Origin of the sequence: Methyloprofundus sp. (assembly GCF_965251085.1) — a bacterium.
In the GTDB taxonomy this organism is placed as follows: Bacteria; Pseudomonadota; Gammaproteobacteria; order Methylococcales; family Methylomonadaceae; genus Methyloprofundus.
Map to the genome: position 1 here is coordinate 1,336,974 of NZ_OZ252594.1, position 26,987 is coordinate 1,363,960.

21 protein-coding genes are annotated in these 26,987 nt (G+C 41.4%); 15 read left to right on the forward strand and 6 right to left on the reverse strand.

Annotation, left to right across the window (positions count from 1 at the left end; translation table 11 throughout):
* Complete coding sequence (gene glgB / locus ACQY3F_RS06095; protein ID WP_428354018.1) at positions 1 to 2,178, reverse strand: 1,4-alpha-glucan branching protein GlgB; 2,178 nt, start codon at positions 2,176 to 2,178, stop codon at positions 1 to 3.
* 95 nt (positions 2,179 to 2,273) lie between these two features.
* Here glgB and glgC point away from each other — a divergent pair, with 95 nt between their 5' ends.
* From glgC to ruvB, 5 genes are all read left to right on the forward strand, one after another.
* Positions 2,274 to 3,554 (forward strand): glucose-1-phosphate adenylyltransferase, encoded by a 1,281-nt coding sequence (glgC, locus tag ACQY3F_RS06100; RefSeq protein WP_428354019.1) that lies wholly within the window; start codon positions 2,274 to 2,276, stop codon positions 3,552 to 3,554.
* The gene (locus tag ACQY3F_RS06105) at positions 3,544 to 5,232 is read left to right on the forward strand and encodes a glycoside hydrolase (protein WP_428354020.1); all 1,689 of its coding nucleotides are present in this window, start codon (positions 3,544 to 3,546) and stop codon (positions 5,230 to 5,232) included. Before glgC ends, ACQY3F_RS06105 begins: the two co-directional genes overlap by 11 nt.
* A 3-nt stretch (positions 5,233 to 5,235) precedes the next feature.
* A complete protein-coding gene (gene malQ / locus ACQY3F_RS06110; RefSeq protein ID WP_428354021.1) occupies positions 5,236 to 6,720 on the forward strand; it encodes a 4-alpha-glucanotransferase in 1,485 nt (494 codons plus the stop codon).
* 199 nt (positions 6,721 to 6,919) lie between these two features.
* Positions 6,920 to 7,810 carry a cysteine synthase CysM gene (cysM, locus tag ACQY3F_RS06115; protein ID WP_428354022.1) on the forward strand — a complete coding sequence of 297 codons (891 nt, stop codon included), beginning with the start codon at positions 6,920 to 6,922 and terminating at the stop codon, positions 7,808 to 7,810.
* Between the two features lie 7 nt (positions 7,811 to 7,817).
* Positions 7,818 to 8,855 carry a Holliday junction branch migration DNA helicase RuvB gene (gene ruvB, locus ACQY3F_RS06120; protein ID WP_428357623.1) on the forward strand — a complete coding sequence of 346 codons (1,038 nt, stop codon included), beginning with the start codon at positions 7,818 to 7,820 and terminating at the stop codon, positions 8,853 to 8,855.
* Positions 8,856 to 9,180: 325 nt separating this feature from the next.
* Here ruvB and ACQY3F_RS06125 read toward each other — a convergent pair whose 3' ends face one another.
* From ACQY3F_RS06125 to ACQY3F_RS06145, 5 genes are all read right to left on the reverse strand, one after another.
* Positions 9,181 to 10,026: a GNAT family N-acetyltransferase gene (locus tag ACQY3F_RS06125; RefSeq protein ID WP_428354023.1), complete on the reverse strand. Its 846-nt coding sequence runs from the start codon at positions 10,024 to 10,026 to the stop codon at positions 9,181 to 9,183.
* Between the two features lie 3 nt (positions 10,027 to 10,029).
* Positions 10,030 to 10,941: a polysaccharide deacetylase family protein gene (locus ACQY3F_RS06130; RefSeq protein ID WP_428354024.1), complete on the reverse strand. Its 912-nt coding sequence runs from the start codon at positions 10,939 to 10,941 to the stop codon at positions 10,030 to 10,032.
* Between the two features lie 56 nt (positions 10,942 to 10,997).
* Positions 10,998 to 12,299 carry a nucleoside recognition domain-containing protein gene (locus ACQY3F_RS06135; protein WP_428354025.1) on the reverse strand — a complete coding sequence of 434 codons (1,302 nt, stop codon included), beginning with the start codon at positions 12,297 to 12,299 and terminating at the stop codon, positions 10,998 to 11,000.
* A gap of 78 nt (positions 12,300 to 12,377) precedes the next feature.
* The gene (locus ACQY3F_RS06140; protein ID WP_428354026.1) at positions 12,378 to 12,692 is read right to left on the reverse strand and encodes a hypothetical protein; all 315 of its coding nucleotides are present in this window, start codon (positions 12,690 to 12,692) and stop codon (positions 12,378 to 12,380) included.
* 838 nt (positions 12,693 to 13,530) lie between these two features.
* Positions 13,531 to 13,884 (reverse strand): hypothetical protein, encoded by a 354-nt coding sequence (locus ACQY3F_RS06145; RefSeq protein ID WP_428354027.1) that lies wholly within the window; start codon positions 13,882 to 13,884, stop codon positions 13,531 to 13,533.
* Between the two features lie 110 nt (positions 13,885 to 13,994).
* Between ACQY3F_RS06145 and ACQY3F_RS06150 the strand changes: the two genes are divergently transcribed.
* The 10 genes from ACQY3F_RS06150 (at position 13,995) to ACQY3F_RS06195 (ending at position 26,978) form a co-directional block, all read left to right on the forward strand.
* Positions 13,995 to 15,065 (forward strand): ISAzo13-like element transposase-related protein, encoded by a 1,071-nt coding sequence (locus ACQY3F_RS06150; RefSeq protein WP_428354028.1) that lies wholly within the window; start codon positions 13,995 to 13,997, stop codon positions 15,063 to 15,065.
* Between the two features lie 103 nt (positions 15,066 to 15,168).
* Entirely contained in the window at positions 15,169 to 16,365 is a 1,197-nt protein-coding gene (locus tag ACQY3F_RS06155) for an ISAzo13 family transposase (protein WP_428352931.1), read from the forward strand.
* Positions 16,366 to 16,791: 426 nt separating this feature from the next.
* Positions 16,792 to 19,101: a type I restriction-modification system subunit M gene (locus ACQY3F_RS06160; protein ID WP_428354029.1), complete on the forward strand. Its 2,310-nt coding sequence runs from the start codon at positions 16,792 to 16,794 to the stop codon at positions 19,099 to 19,101.
* Between the two features lie 153 nt (positions 19,102 to 19,254).
* The gene (locus ACQY3F_RS06165; protein ID WP_428354030.1) at positions 19,255 to 19,545 is read left to right on the forward strand and encodes a GIY-YIG nuclease family protein; all 291 of its coding nucleotides are present in this window, start codon (positions 19,255 to 19,257) and stop codon (positions 19,543 to 19,545) included.
* 118 nt (positions 19,546 to 19,663) lie between these two features.
* Positions 19,664 to 20,701 (forward strand): PDDEXK nuclease domain-containing protein, encoded by a 1,038-nt coding sequence (locus ACQY3F_RS06170; protein ID WP_428354031.1) that lies wholly within the window; start codon positions 19,664 to 19,666, stop codon positions 20,699 to 20,701.
* Positions 20,698 to 22,083 (forward strand): restriction endonuclease subunit S, encoded by a 1,386-nt coding sequence (locus tag ACQY3F_RS06175; RefSeq protein ID WP_428354032.1) that lies wholly within the window; start codon positions 20,698 to 20,700, stop codon positions 22,081 to 22,083. The genes ACQY3F_RS06170 and ACQY3F_RS06175 overlap by 4 nt, the downstream gene beginning before the upstream one ends.
* Positions 22,084 to 22,202: 119 nt before the next feature.
* Positions 22,203 to 22,586 carry a type VII toxin-antitoxin system MntA family adenylyltransferase antitoxin gene (gene mntA, locus ACQY3F_RS06180; RefSeq protein WP_428354033.1) on the forward strand — a complete coding sequence of 128 codons (384 nt, stop codon included), beginning with the start codon at positions 22,203 to 22,205 and terminating at the stop codon, positions 22,584 to 22,586.
* Positions 22,567 to 22,989 (forward strand): type VII toxin-antitoxin system HepT family RNase toxin, encoded by a 423-nt coding sequence (gene hepT, locus ACQY3F_RS06185; protein ID WP_428354034.1) that lies wholly within the window; start codon positions 22,567 to 22,569, stop codon positions 22,987 to 22,989. Before mntA ends, hepT begins: the two co-directional genes overlap by 20 nt.
* Before the next feature lie 104 nt (positions 22,990 to 23,093).
* A complete protein-coding gene (locus ACQY3F_RS06190; protein ID WP_428354035.1) occupies positions 23,094 to 23,612 on the forward strand; it encodes an REP-associated tyrosine transposase in 519 nt (172 codons plus the stop codon).
* A 120-nt stretch (positions 23,613 to 23,732) separates the two neighbouring features.
* Positions 23,733 to 26,978 carry a type I restriction endonuclease subunit R gene (locus tag ACQY3F_RS06195; protein WP_428354036.1) on the forward strand — a complete coding sequence of 1,082 codons (3,246 nt, stop codon included), beginning with the start codon at positions 23,733 to 23,735 and terminating at the stop codon, positions 26,976 to 26,978.
* The last annotated feature ends 9 nt before the right edge of the window (positions 26,979 to 26,987 follow it).

Sequence of the window (26,987 nt, forward strand, 5' to 3'; positions counted from 1 at the left end):
TTATCGTTTTAATACTATGCCAGCTAAGGGAGGTATCGTGATATTTATTGATTGATCCTGATTCATCCACGGAGTTTCTTCACTAAATACCTGACCATTACCGATATTAGTGCCTGCATAAAATTCTGAATCAGAATTAAAAATTTCTATATAAGAACCTGGATCAGGCACCCCGATACGATAATTTTCACGTGGAACAGGAGTGAAATTCAAGATAACAATTAAGGTTTCATTATCAGTTTTACGAGCGTAGCTGATAATGGATTGCTCCATATCATGACAGTCAATCCACTCAAAACCCTGATTATCGAAATCATGTTGAAAAAGAGCAGGGTGCTTAACATACATTTTATTCAAATCTTTAACCAAGGTAAGCATGCCTTTGTGGAATGAATGATCCAGTACATACCAGTCCAGCGCCTGATTAAAATTCCACTCAGTACCCTGGGCAAATTCACAGCCCATAAAGAGTAATTTCTTACCCGGGTAGGTAAACATAAAGGTATAGAGCAAGCGTAAATTAGCAAATTTTTGCCATTCATCCCCTGGCATTTTAGTCAACATGGAGCCTTTGCCATGTACTACTTCATCATGTGAGAAAGGAAGTACAAAGTTTTCGGTAAAGGCATATAGCATACCGAAAGTGAGCTGGTCATGATGATGACGGCGATGTACGGGGTCTTGTTGCATATACGATAGCATATCGTGCATCCAGCCCATATTCCATTTCATGGAAAAGCCTAAACCACCCGTCCAGGTTGGGCGAGTCACTTGCGGCCATGAAGTGGATTCTTCAGCAATAACAACGGTGCCTGGATGTTGTTCATGAGTGACTGTATTCAGTTCACGTAAAAAGTCGATCGCTTCCAGGTTTTCATTGCCACCATACATATTAGGCAGCCAGTCATTCTCTTCCCGCGAATAATCCAGATACAGCATAGAGGCAACAGCATCCACACGTAAGCCATCTATATGAAACTCTTCTATCCAGAAATACGCACTGGATAAGAGAAAGTTTTTCACTTCGTTACGGCTGTAATTATAGATTAGGGTTCCCCAGTCACGGTGTTCACCCTTGCGTGGATCCTCATGTTCATACAACGAACTGCCGTCAAAGCGGGCGAGTGCAAAATCATCTTTGGGGAAATGCGCCGGTACCCAGTCTAGAATGACACCAATATTATGCTTGTGACAATGATCTATAAAGTAGCGAAATTCATCAGCATCACCATGACGGCTAGTAGGTGCAAAATAGCCTGTTGTTTGATAACCCCAGGATGCATCCAGAGGGTGTTCGGTTATGGGTAATAATTCTATATGCGTGAAGCCAAGGTATTCTACATATTCAACTAATTGATGTGCCAGGTCGCGATAGCTTAGAAAGTTACCTTGTTCATCTCGCTTCCAGGACCCTAGGTGTACTTCATAGATCGACATGGCTTCACTCAGCCAGTCGTGTTTTAGGCGTTTATCGATCCACTGTTTGTCTTTCCATTCATAGCTTGATTCATCGACAACACGTGAAGCAGTTTGTGGGCGAAATTCAAACTGTTGACCATAAGGATCTGTTTTAACGCTGATTTGCTGGCTATCACGGTTAAGAATTTCATACTTATATAGACAGCCTTCGCTTAAGCCGGGGATAAATATTTCCCAGATACCGCTACCACCTAATATGCGCATTGGCTGACAACGACCATCCCAGTTATTAAATTCTGTCACTAAACTGACGCGATCTGCGTTAGGTGCCCAGACGCTAAATAAAACCCCGTCTACTCCTTCAACGTTGAGTAAATGTGCACCTAATTTTTTATAAATATGCCAGTGCCGTCCTTCGCCAAATAAATGCTGATCAAATTCAGGTAACTGGGAGCCAAAAGCGTAGGGATCATATTGTTCAAAATAATGCCCTGATTTATCAGTGATTTCAAACTGATAATAGCGCTCCAGCGTTTTTGGCACATCGCTGGTTTGGAAAAAATCTGTACCGGGAATGCGCTGCATGGCAACTTTGTGGCCGGCGATACTAACCGTGTCGGCATTGGGCAAATAAGCCGTGATGGTAGTAACAGAATCCTTGGTATGGCGTCCTAATACCGAAAAGGGGTCGTGGTGTTTGGCTTCACTTATTTTTATTAAATCAGCATCAAGCTGATTTTTTTTTGTGGGCTTATTCATTTTGCAGTGCCTCAGGTGTTAGAATACAATTTGCTAGAATAGTAACAAATAAAAGACTATAAAGTAAAAGCCTATTTAAATTAAAGAGGATGAGTATGTCAAATTCAGAAGAACGCCACCATGATCGTTTTGTTAGCCATTTAACTCGGAACACCATTGCTTTAATTCTGGCGGGTGGTCGAGGGTCACGCTTAAAAAACATGACCGATTGGCGTGCGAAGCCTGCGGTTCCCTTTGGTGGCAAGTTTCGTATTATTGATTTTCCTCTGTCAAACTGTATTAACTCGGGCATACGCAAAATAGGAGTTTTAACCCAGTATAAGGCGGATTCTCTGATTCGGCACCTACAGCAGGGCTGGGGGTTTATGCGCGGTGAATTTGATGAGTATGTTGATATTATGCCTGCGCAGCAAAGACATGGTAATGACTCATGGTACAAGGGCACAGCCGATGCGATATACCAGAATGTAGATATTTTACGCAGTCGAAGCCCTGATCATATACTTGTTCTTGCGGGAGATCATATCTACAAAATGGACTATGGCGCTATGTTGGCCGATCATGTAGAGCAAAATGCCGATTTAACCATAGGCTGTCTGGAGGTCTCTTTAGAGGAGGCGAAAGAATTTGGTGTGATGCATGTTGATGAAAACAGACGCGTGAAAGCGTTTGTGGAAAAGCCAGAAAATCCACCCACTATGCCAGGCAAAGATGATCGTGCTTTGGCATCGATGGGTATTTATATTTTTAATGCCGACTTTCTTTTTGAGCAATTATCAAAAGATGGGGATACAGAAGGGTCTACTCATGATTTCGGTCATGATATTATTCCTTCGGTTATCGCTAGTCATAACGTCAATGCTTATCCATTTCTGGATTTACAAAGCGGCGTACAAAGTTACTGGCGCGACGTGGGTACTATTGATGCTTACTGGTCGGCTAATATGGAATTAATTGGCGTAGAACCTGACTTGAATCTTTATGATAACACCTGGCCCATCTGGACTCACCAGGCACAAACGCCACCGGCTAAATTTGTCTTTGATGATGATGATAGAAGAGGTGAAGCAATTGACTCGATGGTTTCAGGTGGTTGTGTTATATCCGGGTCTACCATCAGGCACTCACTCATATTTTCAAATGTACGCGTAAATTCCTATAGCACGGTGACTGACTCCTTACTTTTACCTGAAGTAAACATAGCCAGACATTGCCGGATTAATAAAGCTATTATCGAAAAAGGCTGTCAAATTCCGGAAGGAACAGTGATAGGCGAAAACCGCGAAGAAGATGAAAAGCGTTTTCAAGTCAGTACAGGTGGTGTAGTTTTAGTAACGCCGGATATGTTGGGACAAAAAAGACACTATGTCAGGTAATAAAAAGATTAAACTGGTTTTATGCTGGCATATGCATCAACCAGAATACAGAGATCGGCAAACAGGCGAGTTTCAATTACCGTGGACCTATTTACATGTCATAAAAGACTATGTAGATATGGTCGCCCATCTTGAAGCGCAGCCTGACGCTAAAGCTGTGGTTAATTTTGCGCCTATTTTGCTTGAGCAGATAGAAGATTATGCAAAACAGGTCAATTGCTATCTGCACGATCATGTAGAGATGAAAGATCCTATATTGGCAGCCTTGGCTATGCCGACAATTCCAGAAGACGTGGAAGAAAGGTTTGAGCTGATTAATCACTGCATGCGTGCCAATAGAGAGCGACAAATTGACCGCTATCCTGCCTATAGTAATTTAGCAAAAATGGTTGATTGGTTGCATGCGCACGGCGATACAGCTAAATATATCAATGCGCAATTTATTGTGGATTTGCTAGTCTGGTATCATCTTGCCTGGATGGGCGAAACCGTTAAATTATCCGATGAAAGAGTACAACGCTTAATCAGCAAGGCGGGTAACTTTACCTTGCATGACCGCGTTGAGATTATTGAAATTATTGGTGAATTATTATCTGGCGTTATTTATCGTTATAACGCACTGGCAAGAAAAGGGCGCATAGAGCTTTCCGTAACGCCTTATGCGCACCCGATTGTTCCTTTGATGCTGGATATACAATCCGCAAAAGAGGCCATGCCTGATGCGCCACTACCTGAGTTAGATGCCTACCCTGGTGGCGAAGAAAGGGTTAAGTGGCATATTCAACAAGGTAACGCAACATTTAAGCGTTTTTTTGGATCACTTCCTAAAGGTTGCTGGCCTTCCGAAGGTGCGGTCAGTGATGCAACGTTGAAAATACTAGGCGAGGCAGGTTATGAATGGGCTGCAACGGGTGGCCAGGTATTACATAATAGCCTGCATATTGCCGGAGCTGATACAGAACAAAGTATACATCACCCTTTTCAGCTGAAAGATACTGAAATTCCGTGTTTTTTCCGTGATGATGGACTGTCTGACTTAATTGGCTTTAAATATTCCAAGTGGCATGCTGATGATGCTGTGGGGGATATGATTCACCACCTGGAAAATATAGCCGAGCATGGGCCAGAAGGTCGCGTTGTATCCATCATAATGGATGGCGAGAATGCCTGGGAGTATTTTCCAGAAAATGGATACCATTTTTTAAGCACTTTGTATAAGCGTTTGGCCGAGCATCCCGATATAGAACTCACAACATTTTCAGAATGTTTAGCAGAAAAAGTGACAGTCAAGCCGTTAGAAAAAATGATGGCGGGTAGTTGGGTATATGGAACATTTTCTACCTGGATTGGCGATATCGATAAGAATCGTGGTTGGGATATGTTAGGGGATGTGAAAAAGTGCTTTGATAAAGTGGTAGCAACGAATAGACTATCCAAAGAACAGCTAGTAGAAGCTGAATTTCAGCTAGCAGTCTGTGAAGGTTCAGACTGGTTCTGGTGGTTTGGTGATTATAACCCTGATCAGGCAGTTAGTAGTTTTGAAAAACAATTTCGCCTGAATTTAAGTAATTTGTATCACTTGCTAGGCGAACATGCTCCAGCATATTTATCCTTGTCCTTCACACAAGGTTCTGGCGACCCAGCTATGGGCGGCACAATGCGTAAAGGTTCAGACTAAAGAATGGCACAGCAGGAAGATAATTTATTAGCACAACGACGCGCCGGTGTATTATTACACATTACTTCATTACCGAATGAACATGGCGCTGGGAATCTGGGCCGGGAAGCCTATAATTTTGTCGATTTTCTGCACAATACTGGCATTAAAGTATGGCAAACTTTACCCCTGGGAGTACCCCATGGAGACGGATCTCCTTATCAATGCCTGTCTGCTCACGCGGGAAACCCTGGGCTTATTTGCCTGGAAGAACTAAAGCAGAATGGCTGGTTACAGGAAGCAGAGCAATGCGATTCTTGTCAGGCGGGTGGGGATTATAATCAACACTGTCTTGTTGCCAAAGCATATACAGGATTTGAAAACCTTGCCAGTGCCGAAGAAAAACAGGCATACGTGGATTTTTGTAGCGATAAAGCTAGCTGGTTAGATGATTATGTCTTATACGTCGCCCTGCATAATGAGTTTTCTCAACAGTGCTGGAACCAATGGCCAACGCCCTTAAAAGAACGCAAACCTGCTGCTCTAAAGGCAGCGCGTAAAAGACTGGCATCGGTTATTGAAATAATCAGGTTTGAGCAATTCCTGTTTTATAGACAATGGATGGCGCTAAAAGAATACGCTAATAACAAAAATGTTTTATTGTTTGGTGATATTCCTATTTTTGTCTCTTATGACAGCGCTGATGTCTGGGCCAATCGTGCTGTTTTTAAACTGGATAAATCAGGGGAAATGTCTGTTGTTGCTGGCGTGCCTCCAGATTATTTCTCAGAAACCGGACAACGCTGGGGGAATCCTCATTATGACTGGACATACTTAAAAAGAACTAAATTTTCCTGGTGGAAGCAACGTTTGCGTAGCCAGCTAGAAATGTTTGATATCTTGCGTATTGATCATTTTAGAGGCTTTGAAGCGGCATGGGAAATTCCTGCTAGTGAAGACACTGCAATTAACGGTAAATGGGTTGAAGCACCTGGAAAAGAATTATTATCTTCATTGCAAAAAGAATTTGGAAATATCCCGTTAGTTGCTGAAGATTTAGGAATTATTACCCCTGAAGTTGATGAACTGAGAACAAGCTTTAATCTTCCTGGGATGAAGATTTTGCAGTTTGCTTTTGGCGATACGGATAATAACCCCTACTTACCGCATAATTATGACCAAAATTGTGTTGTTTATACCGGAACACATGATAATGATACGACCGTAGGCTGGTTTAATTCAATCAATGATCATGATAGACATCGTGTCTACCAATATCTTGGCAACCCTCAGGCTTCAATGCCTTATTTATTCATAGGGACCGCTTTTTCCTCAGTAGCCAATCTGGCGATTGTACCAATGCAGGACATATTAGAATTAGGTGGCGAACATCGGATGAATACTCCGGGAACTGTCAATGGAAATTGGAAATGGCAATTTTCATGGCATCAATTGTCGGAAACACAAGTGGCTAGAATATCAAATCTGGTTAAAATGTTTTCCCGTTAGAGTTAGATTACAGATGGTAGATCGGACTTCAGTCCGCTACAAAAATGGGCGATGTAAAACCCGTTTTTACCATGCAGGACATGCAGGATAAAGAATGCAGGCAATAAGGTATATTCTTCAAGTCCTTCATGCTCTTCATGGTAAATATAAATCTGCACCGACCAAAGTGGACTGAAGTCCGTACAACAATGATTAATAAATGAATTACTCAACGATTGAAGCCTTTGTTGGCAACACCCCCCTAGTTAAATTGCAACGATTGATCACATCTGACACGAATACTGTCTTAGTGAAACTGGAAGGAAATAACCCTGCTGGTTCAGTAAAGGATCGTCCTGCGATTAGTATGATCCAACATGCTGAAGCGCGAGGGGAGATAAAACCGGGCGATCATTTAATTGAAGCCACGAGTGGCAATACCGGGATTGCCTTAGCAATGGCTGCAGCAATTAAAGGCTATCATTTAACCTTGATCATGCCGGATAATATGAGTATCGAGCGACTAGCTTCAATGAAAGCCTATGGTGCTGAAATTATTTCTACGCCTGCAGCAGGGAGTATGGAGGCGGCGATAGATTTAGCCAGAAAAATGGAAGCTGAAGGTAAAGGGCGAATATTAGATCAATTTGCTAACCCTGATAATCCACTTGCGCATTATGAAGGAACAGGTCCGGAAATATGGCGGGATACACAAGGAGAAATAACCCATTTTGTCAGTGCAATGGGTACGACGGGCACTATCATGGGGACTTCCAAGTATTTGAAAGAGCAGAATTCTGATATTCAAATTGTCGGTGTGCAGCCTGAAGATGGTGCCAAAATCCCTGGTATCCGTCGCTGGCCGCAAGAATATCTGCCTAAAATTTATCAGCCGTCACGGGTGGATAGGGTGATGAATATGGATCAGCATACAGCAGAACAAACCATGCGTGATTTAGCCCGTAAAGAAGGGATTTTTGCAGGGGTCTCCTCGGGTGGAGCTGTCGCTGCAGCATTAAGACTGGCACAAGAAGTAGAAAATGCAACCATCGTTAGCATTATCTGTGATCGGGGAGATAGATATTTATCTACCGGTGTTTATCCTGGTTAACTAAATGATTGAAAATGACCGGATCATAAGTGCCAATGGCCAAATAGACGAAGAACGTCAAGATCGTGCTATCAGGCCGAAAACACTTAAAGACTATATAGGTCAGGAAGCCCTATGTGATCAAATGGAATTGTTTATTCAGGCGTCAGTAGCACGCAAAGAAGCACTGGATCATGTGTTAATTTTTGGCCCGCCAGGTCTGGGGAAGACTACACTGGCACATATCATAGCCAATGAAATGAATGTAAATTTACGCCAAACATCCGGTCCGGTGCTGGATAAGGCGGGTGACCTTGCTGCTTTATTAACTAATCTTGAAGCACATGATGTACTGTTTATAGATGAAATACATCGTCTAAGCCCGGTAGTCGAAGAAATCCTCTATCCGGCAATGGAAGATTATCAAATCGATATTATGATCGGAGAAGGGCCAGCAGCAAGATCCATCAAACTTGACTTGCCTCCCTTTACCTTAGTGGGTGCCACAACTAGAGCCGGCTTATTGACGTCTCCCTTACGCGATAGATTCGGTATTATTCAAAGACTTGAGTTTTACAGTGTAGATGAATTGACTTATATCGTAACGCGTTCTGCAAAAGTCCTGGGGATACAAATTGACCAGAGTGGCGCACACGAAATTGCAAAACGCTCGCGCGGAACCCCCCGAATAGCCAATCGTTTATTAAGACGAGTGCGAGATTATGCAGAAGTAAAGGGCGATGGCACCATCCATCAAGGTACTTCGCAACAGGCTTTAAGCATGTTAAAAGTCGATCATTGTGGTTTTGACCAGCTGGATAGACGCTTATTGAAAATCATCATTGATAATTTTGACGGCGGACCAGTAGGGCTGGATACCCTGGCGGCTGCAATCAGTGAAGAACGTGGAACGATTGAAGATGTGTTAGAGCCGTATATGATTCAACAGGGCTTTATTATGCGTACGCCAAGAGGCCGTGTAGTTACAGGGAAAACCTATCAGCACTTTGGCCTAAAAGCGCCACAGCCTGTTGCTCTGGAAAATCAGGATTTACTGGCAGACTAACCAGCGTATTTGATTCAACCTGGAATAATCAGTTGTGGGCGGAGTTATAGTGCAAAATATTGAATTAATATAACACTTGCAAAAAACTTTAGATTCACCCGTAGGTTAATCGGACATTTTTTGGAAGTGCTGTGAAATCAAGAGCGTGTACTAGTAACCGTGAGCAACTGATTTTTCTAGGTTCAACAACAAGCGCGGTGGCTGAGTATCACAAGTGTTCAAGACCAATATGGCTGTGTCATGCACTATATCGGTATTTTTTCGGATATTACTCTATGTAAACGGGATGAAGAACCGGCTGTTTAACTGAGATTGTGACAATAGTTTAGCCTAACTCAAAAGTTGTTATGGCAAAAATTTTCTCATCTGCCAACTTAGGCTGACCTTTTAAATACATACGGCCAGTGCTGAAAACTTGCTGCATTTTGTGTCTCTCAACTAGACGCATGGCTGCCGGGTTTATATCGGTGATATCCAGAAATATGCTATCACCGACGATATCTTGCTCTAGCGCAATTAACAAACTATTTGCAACGTTAAAATCATCCGCAAATAGTGGCCCGATTTTATGCCCTTCAATGCATTTTCGGCGCACAGCATAGCCCATTAACTGACCTTGTTTGACGTAGGCAATAGCTCGCGAGTCTGGTTGTTTAATCCATGCCTTTAGAAATACATCACGCGGTGCGGGAAAACACAGGCGATCGTATACTGCCAGGTCTTTAAAATTTAGCTCAGATAATGCAACTATTGCACTGTTATCTGACTTAGCCTGATGAGCAATACCTTGATAGCGCATATTTTGATAAGCTAGATGATAGCCGATACGCTCGTAAATGCTAATATTTTCGACTACCCCATCTATCCCGGCATTGCGCGAGTCAACATAATGTAATCGTTCCTGAGTTAATTGTAGTCCATAGCCCTGACCGCGAAAATCAGGGTGAACGATATACAGACCACAAAAAGCAAAGTAGGGGTCATAGCACACAGCGCTACCGACGGCAATTATCTGGTCATTCAGTTCACCCACAAAAAAACCATTTGGATCGGATTGATAAAATATTTCTGCATCGTGCAATCCCGGATTCCAGCCTTCTTGCTGTGCCCAGTCTATGGCAACTTGCACTTCATCCGCGTGCATGCGACGTATATGATATATATTCTTCATTTATCAATCTCCTGTTTGATAAGGGTGATGTTGATACCAGTGCTGGGCAATTTGTTGCCGGGTACATATCCAGATATCAGCATAATCAGCGAGAAAATCCAGAAAGCGGTGGATTATTTCCGCTCTTCCAGGATGTCCACTAATTCTAGCATGTAAAGCAATAGTCATCATTTTAGGGCTTTTTTCGCCTTCACGATATAAGCAGAGCACGGTATTGATTAAGTAATTCAAAAAATCATCGCCGGACATCCAGCCGGGTGTTAAGTAATATTTTGCATCATTGACATCAATACTATAGGGAATAATTAAATGCTCTTGAGCATTGACGATTTGCCAAAAGGGCAGGTCATCAGCATAACTTTCAGAATCATAACGCAGACCTGCAGCCTGTAATAAATTGCGGGTTTGTAAGCTTTTACGTCCGGTATACCAGCCCCAGGGCATTTTCCCGCTGTAGTGCTTTATAATGTCCAGGGTTTTAATAATATGCTCGCGTTCCAGCGCCGGATCCACCTTGCTATAGTCAATCCAGCGATATCCGTGTCCGCCAATTTCATGGCCTTGCTCTACAAGATGCCTGGCAAGCTGAGGATTTTTTTCTAAAGCCATGCCACAGGCCCAGGTAGTAATGTTAATTTTCCGTTGCTCAAATAAGTCTAGCAAGCGCCAGATGCCGCAACGCGAACCGTATTCAAAAATAGATTCAGAAAATAAGTCACGTTGCCTTGGCATTGCTTCACGCATGGCGATTTCGGTTAAATAGTTTTCCGAGCTACTATCGCCAGTTAATATATTGCGCTCTGCTCCTTCTTCAATATTAATAACAAAGTTAATGGCTAAACGTGCATTATTGGGCCATTCAGGATGCGGCGGTGTTTTTCCATAGCCTATTAGATCACGTTTGTTATCAGACATTATGCGAACCGCTAAGTAGGGTGGATTGTACGTACCAATACGGAATGTGTTGGATATTACGCATATAAATAATAACAAGCTGCCGTCGCTGCGATAATGCCTACCAGATCAGCTGTTAAACCCGCAGCTAAAGCATGGCGCACATTGCGTATCTGTACCGCTCCAAAATAAACTGCAAGCACATAAAAGGTGGTTTCAGTCGAACCCTGTAAAGTACTGACCAGATAGCCGACATAGCTATCGGGTCCTATCGCTGGGTCTTGCAAAGTTGCAGCGACAACCCCATAAGCACCTGAACCTGATAATGGGCGCAATAAAGCCATAGGTAAAGCTTCTGCTGGAAAACCCACAAGTGATGTTGCGCTGCCCACAGCCGTAATCATTATTTGCATGGCGCCACTTTCTCTGAACATGGCGATGGCGACTAGAATAGCGATTAAATAGGGAATGATTTTAATGGCAACATTAAAACCATCTTTTGCACCTTCGACAAAAACTTCATAAATCCGTACGCCCTGATAAGCACCAAAGCTTAGTAAAGAGACGACAAACACGGGAATAATCCACGGCCCGATACTGCGTCCATAGATAATAGCCAGCGGTACAAAGCCAACAATACACAGTAAAGACAGATATGAAGCCCACGCGGGATAAGCCACTGATGCAGCTTCGGGTAATGCCTCTGCTACTTCATGGTGGGTGCCATCCTGATCTTGTGGGTTTATATCGCTTGCGTTCTGCGCATCAATTTTAAAAAAACGTTGATAAAATTTTGCGGCTAATATTGCTGCCGTAGTAGAGCATAAGGTAGCAAACAGGGTGGTGGGGATAATGCCGGCAGGATCAGCAGAGCCTGCAGAAGCACGTAATGCAATAATACCGGTAGGTAATAAGGTGACGCTAGACGTATTAATGGCGAGAAATAAAACCATAGCATTACTGGCAGTCCCTTTTACCGGGTTGAGTTTATCCAGTTCCTGCATGGCGCGTATACCAAACGGTGTAGCTGCATTGCCTAGGCCCAGCGCATTAGCAGACATATTCATAATCATCGCGCCCATGGCGGGGTGATCTTCTGGCACTTCCGGAAATAAACGGACCATCAAAGGGCGTAATAAACGCGCAATTATTTGTAGCAAACCCCCAGCTTCGGCAACTTTCATCAAACCGAGGAAAAAAGCCATTACCCCGACTAAACCTATTGCCAGTTCTACCGAACTTTTACTGGCTTCGATTAAGGCGGTGGTTAAGGCTTGCATTGGTGCGATATCATCGCTTACTGAAGGTATCCAGGTTAATTGATGATAGGCGCTAGTAAAAAAAGCTATCAGAATAATGGCTAGAAAAATAACATTCATAGCTTAAGCATACTCAAGCTTGCACAAATAATCAAAAAAACATTATTCATATTAAGGTATATTCCATTGTAAAAAGTATCACTGCTGTTTAGAGTCGCCAAGTGACATAATTAATATGACTAGAAAAATGATTAACAATACCGGCCAGAAATAAGGCGCTAAGAAAAATACGCCCAGCATGATAAAGCTTAGAGCACCGATAAACATAAACATACCCACGCCTATAAAAGCGAGAACCATCAGTATGACGCCAAATATCATCGCAATGAGTATAGTTGGCAGAGCTGCAAAATGGATTAGGGGATCGGCGACCGGCTCACCATTAATCACCAGACCAAACTGCCCAACGCCTGGATGAAAAACATACAAAAGTACCGCGATAAGTGCACTCATGATTAAGATTTTGGAGAATAAACTGGATTTTCCTGCCTGGGACATAAGGTATGCGCTCCTGTGAAATGGTATGTTAGTGCTGTAGCAGTAGGCACATAACTAGCTACGTAACTATTGCTACAGTGCTAATGACGGATAAAAAGACCAGCAAAGTTGGATGATGTGTGTTTCCAGGTGCCTAAGGCATGTGCACGAAATAATTTGCACAGAAGGAAGTAAAGTCTTTAGCATCGTATTATATCAGCAGGGCAAAAAGTCTCCACTTCCCAATTGTTGATAGATTTACCCTCTGCATAATCCTGTCGGTTTTTATATTGTTTGTATAGCCAGTGTAGCTCGCATGTTGTTACGCAATGCGGGAATTATCTGCCACGAATATCTAGTATTCCGCTGGCTGCATAACGGGCTACATAAAATTACTTGATTACCCATAACTCTCAGCTAGACACCGTCATTCCAGCTACCATTTTAAAACGGGACGCTGGGTTAGCTTATCTAGCGAAGCGCAGATAACGTAACCCAGCACTTTACGTATACGGGGCTTTGCTGGGTTACGTTTTTTTACTTCGTTAAAAAAATCTAACCCAGCCTACGGTATCCCGCCTTAAGTGCGTAGCCCTGATTCCTGCATGCTTTTAGCAGGGATCTCGTAGGTTAAGCATAGATTCCCGATAAAGCTTGTGCCCACGCTTGACTGGGTAGACTTCGGGAATGACGAGTTTTTTAATATACTGTTTTTAATGTTTTATTCTCTTATGGCTGAGAGTTGTACGTAATCAGGTAAAATTATAATAATTAGCTGAAAGTTAGATGTTGTTTACCAGGCAGCGGACAAAGCTCAGTGTTTATGCGTAGCATCGGGATGCAGGGTACAGGTATGATCAGTGGTTCCTTGCTCCATTTGTAAGGTACTGTGCTGAATTGCATAGCGCGTTTTTAGAGTGCATATAATCTCATCCATAAAAATATCACCCGGATAGCCTTCCGGAATTACCAGATGAGCACTTAAAGCGCCTTCACTAGTGCTTATGCCCCAGATATGCAAATCATGAACACCTACAACCCCAGGGCATTGGCGTAGGTAGTTTTCCACTTCAATAACATCTATTCCATTGGGCACAGCACCTAAGGCGAGACGTAGAGAATCACGTAACAAGCCCCAGGTGCTAAGCATAATAATAAGCACAATCATTAAACTAAGGGAGATGGAAAGAAATAATCATCCAAACGAAGTAAGCTTGTGTCTCAATAATTTATAATAATGAATTCTGAATTTATTCTCACACTAGGCAGATAAGCTTGTTGATATTAACAGATAGCATTATAGGTTGGATTATAAATACAGCCCATCGTTTAAAAGGCTCGGTACGTCGTATATTCATGGCTGAAACGGTGGAGCTACTAGGCTCAGGTGGTGCAAGTATTGCTGAAGAAAAACTAGGATGGAATAGAGGCACTATCCGAAAAGGACAATATGAACTTGAAACTCAGCCCATAGAAGATAATTTTTCAGCGAGAGGGCGTAATAAAAGTGAAGAGCATTTTCCTCATCTACTTGATGACATAAAAAAAATTGCTGAACCGGAGTGTCAAACGGATCCCTCTTTTAATTCCTGTCGATTATATACCCGGCTAACGGCTAAAGAAGTTAGAAAACGTTTACTGGAGATTGATTATTACGATGAAAAAACATTACCTTGCTCAAAAACTATCAATACAAAATTAAATGACCTGAGTTACCATCCAAAAAAGGTACAAAAAACAAAGCCTCATAAGAAAATCAAGGAAACGGATGCAATTTTTGAACAAGTTCATTCAGTCAATGGAATGGCAGATATCAACCCAAAAGAGATTCGTATATCAATTGATGCCAAAGCAAGAATGAATATAGGAAATTTTTCACGGGGAGGACGAAATCGGGTTTTAACAAAAGCAGAGGATCATGATTTAGATGTTAAGGAAAAGTTAACTCCTTTTGGTTTTTATCTGCCTGAACATGATGATTTTTTCCTTTTCTTTACAGCAGGCTATGCCAGCAGTGATTTCATCGTTGACCGATTGGAAGAAATTTGGCCAGAAATTCAAGAAAAATATGGAGTAGATATTCTGACAATTAACGCTGACAATGGTATGGAGAACAGTAGCTCCAGAACTCAGTTTATAAAAAGGCTTGTGGAGTTTGCTGAAAAAAGCAACATAAAGATAAAACTGGCCTACTACCCTCCTTATCATAGTAAGTTTATTCAATTAGTGAAAACGGCTTACCAAAAAGGTGTGCGATTGACAAAAAAAGAATTTAACGCACTTTCCAATAGGATAGATCGAGACATATTTTTGCCAAAATACCATGTGATTATCAGGCCGCATGCCTGAGAAGGGATTAGGGGGTTATTTATTGCGAGTTGCCTAAGCTTGTGTCTCAATAATTTATAATAATGAATTCTGAATTTATTCTCACACTAGGCAGATAAGCTTGTTGATATTAACAGATAGCATTATAGGTTGGATTATAAATACAGCCCATCGTTTAAAAGGCTCGGTACGTCGTATATTCATGGCTGAAACGGTGGAGCTACTAGGCTCAGGTGGTGCAAGTATTGCTGAAGAAAAACTAGGATGGAATAGAGGCACTATCCGAAAAGGACAATATGAACTTGAAACTCAGCCCATAGAAGATAATTTTTCAGCGAGAGGGCGTAATAAAAGTGAAGAGCATTTTCCTCATCTACTTGATGACATAAAAAAAATTGCTGAACCGGAGTGTCAAACGGATCCCTCTTTTAATTCCTGTCGATTATATACCCGGCTAACGGCTAAAGAAGTTAGAAAACGTTTACTGGAGATTGATTATTACGATGAAAAAACATTACCTTGCTCAAAAACTATCAATACAAAATTAAATGACCTGAGTTACCATCCAAAAAAGGTACAAAAAACAAAGCCTCATAAGAAAATCAAGGAAACGGATGCAATTTTTGAACAAGTTCATTCAGTCAATGGAATGGCAGATATCAACCCAAAAGAGATTCGTATATCAATTGATGCCAAAGCAAGAATGAATATAGGAAATTTTTCACGGGGAGGACGAAATCGGGTTTTAACAAAAGCAGAGGATCATGATTTAGATGTTAAGGAAAAGTTAACTCCTTTTGGTTTTTATCTGCCTGAACATGATGATTTTTTCCTTTTCTTTACAGCAGGCTATGCCAGCAGTGATTTCATCGTTGACCGATTGGAAGAAATTTGGCCAGAAATTCAAGAAAAATATGGAGTAGATATTCTGACAATTAACGCTGACAATGGTATGGAGAACAGTAGCTCCAGAACTCAGTTTATAAAAAGGCTTGTGGAGTTTGCTGAAAAAAGCAACATAAAGATAAAACTGGCCTACTACCCTCCTTATCATAGTAAATATAACCCAATTGAACGAGTATGGGGAGCCTATGAAAATCATATTAGTGGCGACATAATGGATACAGTTGAAACAACTTTAAAATTTGCCAAAAGTATGACCTACAATGGCAAAGCACCTATTGTTAAATTAACAGAAAAAATATATGAAACAGGAGTAAAGGTAGGTAAAAAAGCAATGAAGACGTATTATCAGTTTGTTGACCGAATGCCATCGTTGGAGAAATGGTTTTTGACCATTTCTCCTGGTTGTTCTGGATGATTATTTCTTTCCATCTCCCTAACTTTGGACAAAGTGACCAGGAACAGGGGTTAAGTAATTTTTTTGCGGCGTTGAATGTAGTCCGATTATATACCTGCTACACAAACTGGTGGTGCATTTAAGTGCGATTAAACCGGTATTGTTAGGGATCCGGTTTTTTTAAATAAAGGGTAACGACTCCTTATTTAAAAAAATAATTCACTGGCTGAATCGTATGCCGATGAAAGCTATGGGCTACGGCTAAGTTATTGACGCATTGCAAAACTTATATGGCATACAGAAAGTGAATTAACCACTATAATCATAGTACGAAAATTGCTTAATGGACTGAACACGTATGGATTATGACGATCTCCCCTAATCCTTAATTAGTTACTTTCAATTGCCACTTTAATAATAACGGTCACGTAAAAGATAAACAAATCAATGCCCCAAACCCCTAACAATCTTGCAGCCTTCATCTGGTCCTTAGCCGACTTACTACGTGGTGATTTCAAACAAGGCCAATATGGCCGAGTAATTTTACCATTTACCTTATTACGCCGCCTCGAAGGCGTATTAGAGGACAGTAAAGAAAACGTCTTGGCAGAATACGACAAAGTCCAGGCTATGGGTTTACCAGAAGAAGCACAAGAAAAAATGCTGTTACGGGCGACTAATGGGCTATCTTTTTTTAACACTTCAAAAATGGACCTATCCAAGCTAGGTGAAGCAGGTATTAAAGATAACCTGGAATCTTATATCCAAGGCTTTTCAAAAGATGCCAGAGAGATTTTTGAATACTTTAACTTTGCAGATTTTATCGGCCAGCTTAATGATGCTGACCTGTTATACAAAATAGTACAAAAGGTCAGGCAAACGGACTTAAGCCCCAAAGCAATATCTAATCATGACATGGGCTTAGTGTTTGAAGAGCTAATCCGCCGTTTTGCAGAGGGCTCAAATGAAACCGCCGGTGAGCACTTCACGCCCAGAGACATTATTCGCCTGACAACGGCATTAGTATTTATGGAAGACGATGATGCCTTAACCAAAGCCGGTATTATTCGCACCATATACGACCCCACAGCAGGTACAGGCGGCTTTTTATCTTCAGGTATGGAATACGTGCATGAATTAAATCCACAAGCGGTAATGCGAGCGTTTGGCCAAGAACTTAACCCAGAAAGCTATGCCATTTGTAAAGCCGATATGCTGATTAAAGGCCAGGACGTTAGCAATATCAAACTCGGCAACACCTTATCCAATGATCAACTCTACGCCGATAAATTTGATTACATGCTCTCCAATCCGCCCTTTGGTGTTGACTGGAAAAAGATTGAGCAAGCTATTAAAGATGAAAACACCCAAAAAAGTTTTGATGGTCGATTTGGCCCAGGCTTACCCCGAGTCTCAGACGGCTCCCTATTATTCCTGTTACACCTGATTAGTAAACTCCGTGGAGCAGAAAAAGGCGGTGCAAGAATCGGCATTATCCTTAACGGCTCACCATTATTTACCGGTGGAGCAGGATCAGGTGAATCAGAGATTCGTCGTTATATACTCGAAGCAGACTTATTAGAAACCATCGTCGCCTTGCCGACGGATATGTTCTACAACACAGGCATCGCTACCTATGTCTGGGTGTTATCCAATAAGAAAGCCGCACAGCGTAAAGGAAAAGTGCAACTGATTAATGGCGTGAACCTTTGCGGTAAAATGCGTAAATCACTGGGATCTAAACGTAATGTCATGGATGAAAATGACATAGCCACCATTACCCGTAGCTTTGGTGCATTTGAAGTAGTCGATGCACGTGAGCTAGATAAACCTACGGAACAGAAAAGCAACCGTGGTCGTCAATCAGCTAACCCCAAAATAGAAGCCCCAAAAACCTTTTCCAGCAAAATTTTTAACACGCATGAATTTGGTTATCGCCGCATAACAGTAGAACGCCCCCTTAGAGAGTCTTACCAATTTAGTGATGACCGCATAGCAGATTTACGCTTTGCACCTAAACCTTTAAATGCCGTAATGAAGTGGGCGCATGCTGAATATGGCTTAAGCTGGTTTGATGATGAATCCTGTGAAAACTATGGTGTGTTAAGTGAACATGAAGAAAGCATTCGTAAACACATCAAAAGCCACGTTAGCGAGCTAAAAGAAAAACAGATTAAAGACTTACTGAATAATAAAACCTGGGCAAGCCAAAAACACATTCTGCTTAAAGCCAAACTACTGCAACAAAAAATTGGCTCAGCACAGCATGATGATATGAATGGCTATGATGCAGCTTTAAAAACCACAGGGATTAAGCTTGATAGCAAACAGAAAAAGCAAATAACCAATGCGGTGAGTTGGAAAAATCCAGACGCTGAAAAAGTCATAAAAAAAACACATAAGACTAAAGCCAATCCAATTTATGGTTTATTTGAGGTTAACGGGCAAACCATAGAGTATAAGCCCGATGGTGATTTACGCGATAATGAAAATATCGCTCTCGATCCTAGCCAAAACGTCAACGAGATTAACGAAGCCTACTTTAAAAAAGAAGTGCAACCGCATGTACCTGATGCCTGGATTGATGCCAATAAAAAAGATGCCAAAGATCAAGAAATCGGCATAGTCGGTTATGAAATCCCTTTTAACCGCCACTTCTACCAATATCAACCACCGCGTGATTTGGTCGATATTGATGCCGATTTAGATAAAGTCAGCGCTGAAATTATGGAGCTATTGCGCGAGGTGCATTCGTGATAATGATGGGACAAGATACTAAATCATCATCATTCCTACATACTTCTCCACCACCGTCATTCCTGCAGTCTTTTAGCAGGAATCTACTCCCCAGCAATAGATTCCCGCTAGGAGCATGCGGGAATGACGTGACCGGGAAGACGGTCGTGTAATATGACAAAACAACCATACGTTTATATACTTGCCAACAAAAAGAATGGCACGCTGTACATAGGAGTAACCAGTAATTTAATTCAGCGAATTTGGCAACACAAAAACAACCTAGTAGAAGGCTTCACCAAAAAATACAATGTACATACACTGGTTTATTATGAGCAACATGAAATGATGGAAACAGCCATCACCCGTGAAAAACAAATGAAAAAATGGAAGCGAGACTGGAAAATAAAACTGATAGAAAAAGACAATCCGCAATGGGAGGACTTATGGTTGAAAATACAATAAAATTCAATTATATGACTACCCCGTCATTCCTGCATGCTTTTAGCAGGAATCTATACGCCAACAATGGATCCCCGCTAAAAGCATGCGGGGATGACGAGTTTAGTGGAGTTCAGTATCTATGAACTCCACTCTATTTCAAAACACCGAATACAAGCACTGGTTAAAAGACCTCAAGCAAAAGGTATTACAGTCACAGCTTAAAGCCGTGGTTAAGGTCAATAGCACGTTGTTACAATTCTACTGGGAATTAGGCGAAGAGATTGTCTTTAGGCAAAAACAAGCGCGCTGGGGCGATGGTTTTTTAAAACAACTGAGCCAAGACCTAATGGCTGAATTTCCTGAGATGAAAGGGTTTTCTAAACGAAATTTAGAACAGATTCGTAAGTGGTATTTATATTGGTCATCTGCTACTGAAATTGCGCAACAGCCTGTTTCGCAATTGTGGCAAATCCCCTGGGGACATAATCTAAAAATTATAGCCCAATGCCAAAGCGTTGAAGAGGCGGTCTATTATGTACAAAACACCCTCGATAATGGCTGGAGCCGTAGCGTATTAACCCATCAAATAGAAAGCGGTTTATGGCAGCGTGAAGGCAAAGCCATTAATAATTTTTATGAAACCTTACCCGAACCACAATCTGACCTTGCTCAACAAGCCTTAAAAGATCCTTATGTGTTTGATTTTCTGACCCTGAGTAAACAACACAGCGAACGTGAATTAGAACAAGGATTGATAGAACATATTACCCACTTCTTATTAGAGCTAGGCGCTGGCTTTGCTTATATGGGCAAACAATACCCGATACAAGTCGGAGAGCGAGACTTCTTTATCGACTTGCTGTTTTACCATGCCCAATTACATTGCTATGTGGTGATCGAACTCAAAATAGGCGACTTTGAACCCGAACACGCAGGCAAGTTGAATTTCTATATTAAAGCCATTGATGAGCAATTACGCAGAGAAGCAGATCAGCCGACGATTGGTATTTTACTGTGTAAAAATAAAGATAGCTTGGTCGCTGAATATGCCTTGAGTGGTATACAAAAGCCGATTGGTGTCTCGGAATATCAGTTAACGCAATCACTGCCTAAAGATTTGCAATCTAAGCTGCCGAGTATTGAAGATATAGAAAATGAATTGGGTGGCGAATTATGAAATATTTGGCTTATAAGGAATATAAGGATTCTGGGGTTGATTGGTTAGGAGAAATCCCTAACCATTGGATGTCTACCGAGTTAAAAAGATATTCAGTTGTTCAGGGAGGCTACGCATTTAGTAGTGATAGTTTTATTGATGCTGGTAAAGCTGTTATTCGCATTGGTGATATTAAACAAGATGGAAGTGTGTCTCTAGAATCTTGTAAATATATAAAAATCGAGAATGCAGATCAATACAGTCAATATCAAGTAAATAATGGTGACCTTCTGATGGCAATGACTGGGGCTACAATTGGCAAGGCTGGGTGGTTCAAAGAAAATGAGCCTGCACTGCTAAATCAAAGAGTAGGGTCATTCAAATGTAATAGGATCTATTTAAACTATAAGTTTTTCTGGTATGTGCTAAACAGTTCAGGCTATCAAGAATATATTAAGATAACGGCTTTCGGAGGAGCTCAACCAAATATTAGTGATTCTGGAATGGTAGGTTATCAGTCAGCCTTTCCCCGTGAAAATGAACAAACCAAAATAGCCAGCTTCCTCGACCACGAAACCGCCAAAATCGATACCCTGATCGAAAAACAACAACAGCTGATTAAACTGCTAAAAGAAAAACGTCAGGCAGTTATTAGCCATGCTGTGACCAAAGGTTTAAATCCTAATGCCTCCATGCGCGACTCAGGTGTTGAGTGGTTGGGTGAAGTGCCTGAGCATTGGGAAGCTGTTCCGTTGAAATATTTATGCAATTTTAGTGGTGGTGGCACGCCAAGTAAAGATAATCTTAGTTATTGGACGGGGGGTGACATTCCATGGGTATCGCCCAAAGACATGAAGTCTTTTTGGGTATCAGATACTCAAGATAAATTAACGGATACAGCCGTAAAAGAATCATCAACAAATTTTGTTGATTGTGGGGCTTTATTAATGGTTGTACGTTCAGGAATATTACAAAGAACAATACCCATTGCAATTAATACAGTTAGAGTAACGCTTAATCAAGATATGAAAGCATTAAAATTCAATTCACGGTTGAATGTTGAGTATGCAGCAAATTACATTCTTGGAAACGTAGGGTCATTATTACTCGAATGGTCTAAAGAAGGGGCAACAGTTGAAAGTATTGAACAAGAATATTTATCAAACAGCATATTCCCAGTGCCGCCAATTGAAGAGCAAATTGAAATAAATGAATCAATAAAATTACAAATGGATATTTTTCAAGATGTGGAGATTCGTGCTATTCGTGGAATTAGTTTACTTCAAGAACGCCGCACCGCCCTAATCTCAGCCGCCGTCACAGGAAAAATAGACGTAAGAAACTGGCAAGCTCCAGAACCTTCGCACCGCAACAAAGAAACTCAGCAGGAAGCTACTGCATGAGTCAGCATGTAGGATGGGCAAAGGGGCTTTATCCCGTGCCCATCTTTAACAATACCAAAATGATGGGCACGTCGTACCTCCTTTGCCCATCCTACGGTTTTTATATAGTATTGTGATTGATGAATATATTAAATAGAGAGAAACTAATTGCGCTCATTCAAACCCATGCGCCCGTTGATGCGATTTACCTTTATGGTTCACGCGCTAAACAAACCGCGCATGAAAACAGCGATTGGGATATTGCGGTTATTTTCACCGATTACGAAACGGATTTGATGCATCGGTTATTACGTCCACAAACGCTAGAAGCGACACTGGAGCGGGAATTAAAATTGTATAATCAAATCAGCGTGGTTGATTTAGAAACTGCGCCTGTTTACCTGCAATACAGTATTTTAATGTCAGCGGTAAAATGGTTTGACCGCAATGTGCCGCACGTCAAACGCGTTGAGCAAGGCATTTTGTCAAAATGGGAAAAGGATTATGAGAGATATTGCGTATGAACAAGCGTTGATTCGGCATCAACGAAAAATGCTGCGAATTTTAGATGAATACCACAGCGAAGACACAGCAAATTGGACAGAACGTGATTTTTTAGCCATTCAACGGGCGTTGCAGGTTTATATTGAATCGTTTATTGGGATGGCGCGTTATTTCGTGCAGCAAAAATATACGTTATCGGTCAGTCAATCGCGTGAAGCATTGGACGAGCTGAAAAGTCGTGGCGATTTAACAACTCAGCAACATGGTGAACTGTTAAAAATTGTCGGTTTTCGGAATGTGTTGGTGCATGATTATTTGGAGTTGAACGATGGCATTGTGCAAGCAGTGATTACCAAACGACATTACGCGGTTATTGAACATTTGTTTATAGAATGGCGGCAGGCGTTGGAGTCGATGGACTGAATTGGTAGGATGGGCAAAGGGGCTTTATCCCGTGCCAATCTTTAACAATACCAAAATGATGGGCACGTCGTACCTACTTTGTCCATCCTACGTGAGAGATAGTTATGGATTATCGACGATATTATCAACCAGGAGCGCGGTATTTTTTTACTGTGGTGACAGCAAATCGTAAACCGATATTAATTGATAATATTGATCGATTACGGGTGGCTTTTAAAAAATGTATAACACGTTTTCCATTTGAGCTTGAGGCAATTGTGGTATTGCCAGATCATTTACATACAATATGGAGATTACCTGAAGGCGATGCTGATTTTTCTAAACGATGGATGGTGATTAAGCGACAATTTTCTTCAGGGTTGCCTCAAGCAACCGTTAGTCAATCAAAGCTTAAAAAGCGCGAAAAAGGTATTTGGCAACGCCGATTTTGGGAGCATTGTATTCGGAGTGAGGATGATTGGCGGCGGCATGTGGATTATATTCATTTTAATCCGGTTAAGCATGGTTATGCGGGTAAACCTAGCGATTGGCAATACAGCTCATTTCAGCAAGCGGTTGATCAAGGCTGGTATGAGCCAGGTGTGTTAATAACAGATGATTTTGATGGTATTGGTCGTGAATAATAATGGCCAGCGGTTTAATGTAGGATGGGCAAAGGGGCTTTATCCCGTGCCCATCTTCAATGACACCAAAAAATGATGGGCACGAAAAAGACCTTTGCCCATCCTACGGATTGAAAAAAAATGGATAACAAAGCAAACGAAAGTGCATTTCAAAACGATATTATCAATCAGTTAGTCGCTAATGGCTGGCTGTTAGGACAACCCGTACATTACAACCGTAAACTGGCGTTATATGAAGAAGATGTCTTAGGCTTTATTAAAGAAACCCAAGACGAGCAATGGCAAAAATTCTGCGCACTTTACCCCAATAACCCTGAGCAAAAGTTTTTAGAACGCGTAGCGACTCAACTGAATAAAGCGGATCCTAATGCCGCCAATAAAGAAATGCGTACTTTTGGTACATTGGGTGTATTAAGGCATGAATTGCGTGACCGGGGTACACGTTTTAGTTTATGTCAGTTTAAGCCAGAGCATGATTTAAACCCCGATACCTTGGCGCGTTATCAGAAAAATCGTTGTCGCGTTGTACCTGAACTGGTTTATAGTCCTTGGGCTACTGAGGAACATTTAGCGCAAACAGGCACTAAAGCCAAAGCCTGGCGTATTGATTTGGTGCTGTTTGTGAATGGCTTACCCATAGCGACGTTAGAATTAAAGTCTGAATTTAAACAAGCGGTGCAGAATGCCATTAAACAATATAAAACTACGCGTTTTGCGATTGATCCTGCCACTAAAAAATCAGAACCTTTATTAAGCTTTAAACGCGGAGCCTTGGTGCATTTTGCGGTCAGCCAGTATGAAGTCTATATGGCGACTCGATTAGAAGGTGAAGACACTTACTTTTTACCGTTTAACAAAGGCACAGCTGATGGTGGTGCGGGTAATGATGTACCTGAAGACATTAATCAATATGCCACCGATTATTTATGGAATGAGGTGTTACAGCCTGATAATCTATTAAAAATCCTTGCCCGCTTTGTGCATTTACAGATTGAGGAAAAAGAAGATTGGGAAGGTCGCAAGTATAAAAAAGAAACCTTAATATTCCCGCGTTATCATCAATGGGATGTGGTGAGTAAATTAGTTGAGGCAGCTAGAACGGAAGGGCCAGGGCATAAATATCTGATTCAACACAGTGCGGGGTCGGGTAAATCTAATTCAATTGCTTGGGTCGCGCATCAGTTATCGTCTTTACATAATGCTAGCGGCAATAAGCAGTTTGATTCGATTATTATTGTTACCGACAGAAATGTATTGGATGCTCAGTTACAAGAGACCATTTCCCAATTTACCAGTGTTGAGGGGGTAGTCGGGCGGATTAATAATCAAGAGGGTGATGGTTCTAAATCTGAAAAACTCGCCAGTGCATTAGAAAATTCTCAGCCGATTATCATCGTCACCATTCAAACCTTTCCTTATGTCTTAAAAGCCATAGAAAACAGTGTGAGCCTAAAAGAACGTAATTATGTGGTGATTGCTGATGAAGCGCATTCATCACAAACAGGCTCGACCGCACGGCAGTTAAAAGAAGTGTTGATGGTGGATAGCACCGATGAAGAGTTAAGCACTGAAGATATAATAGATGCGGCGGTGGCTTCGCGTCGGGCTTCATCTAATCTCAGTTATTTAGCCTTTACCGCCACACCTAAAACCAAAACTTTAGAGCTGTTTGGTCGCTTACCTAATCCGAATGAAGCATCGTCTAAAACCAATAAGCCTGAAGCTTATCATGTCTACAGTATGCGCCAGGCGATAGAAGAAGGCTTTATTCTCGATGTGCTAAAAAATTATACCAATTACAAAGTTGCCTATAACCTGGCGATGAAGATTCAAGATTCTGACCAAGAAGTAGAGAGTAAAAAAGCCAAGGTTAAACTAAATCAATGGGTGCGTTTACATGATTACAATATCTCGCAAAAAGTACAGGTCATTGTTGAGCACTTTAAAGAATGCGTTATGGGCTTATTAGGTGGCCAAGCCAAAGCAATGGTGGTCACTAGTTCGCGTAAAGAGGCTGTGCGTTATAAGTTGTGTTTTGATAAATACATTACTGAAAAAGGCTATCAAAGAATTCATGCCATGGTGGCGTTCTCAGGTGAAGTTGAGTTTAACGAAAAAGATCCGAATGCAGATGGGTTAATCGGTGAGAAATTTACCGAACATAATATGAACCCCAATCTTAAGGGCCGTGAACTACGTAAGGCCTTTGATTCGGATGATTACCAAGTGATGTTGGTGGCGAATAAGTTTCAAACAGGCTTTGGCTTTGATCAACCTAAGTTGTGCGCCATGTATGTGGATAAAAAACTAGGTGGTGTGGAATGTGTGCAAACCTTATCACGCTTAAATCGGACTTACCCAGGCAAAGCAGAAACAGGTACCTTTATACTGGATTTCTTTAATGATCCTGATGAGATTCTTGAGGCTTTTCAACCGTATTATCAAACCGCTGAATTAGATGATGTATCAGACCCTGATTTGATCTTTGATTTATTCGATAAGTTAAGGGCGGCAAATATTTTTCAATGGCAAGAGGTCGAGCAGTTTTGCAATGCCTTCTTACAAAAAAGCAAAAGCAATGCCGCTATAGCGAATATATGCAAACCCGCCGTTGAACGCTGGCAAAAACGCTATAAGTCAGCTGTTGAGGCTTATAAACAAGCCAAAGATATGTTTGATCGCACCAAAAAAACAGCAGATGCGGTATTAATAGCCAATGCAGAAAATAGCTTTAAGGAATGTAAGCAGGAAAAAGATGCCCTAGAAATCTTTAAAAAGGATTTAGGTTCGTTTGTACGTTTCTATGAATTTATGTCTCAGATTGTTGATTACGATAATAAGGATTTAGAAAAGTTAAGTTTATATGCTAGAAACTTACGCCCGATGTTACGCGAAACATTGCTTGATGAAGATGATATTGATTTGAATAGCGTGGTATTAAGCCATTATCGTTTATCAAAAATACGTCAGCAGGATATCAATCTAAAAGATGAGGCTGGGATTTACCTCAATCCGGGAGATGGAGTAGGGTCGGCAAAACCTAAAGATAAGAAAGAGGAATTTCTCTCATACATTATTAGCCGCTTGAATGAATTATTTGTAACGGATGAGCTGACTGATAAGGATTTAGTCAATTATGCTTATACCGTCAGAGATAAGTTAAGTGAGAATGCACTGGTCATGAGCCAGATTGCAAACAACACACCTGAACAAGCGATGTTAGGTGATTTCCCTAAAGCCATTGATGATGCGGTCATGGATAGCAATGAAGCGCATCAAAACCAGATGATGCAGTTACTGTCTGATCCGGCCAAAGCTGCGGGGTTTGCTAGGGTGGTATTTGATTTGTTGAGTCAGAGTAAATAGCGAACTTGT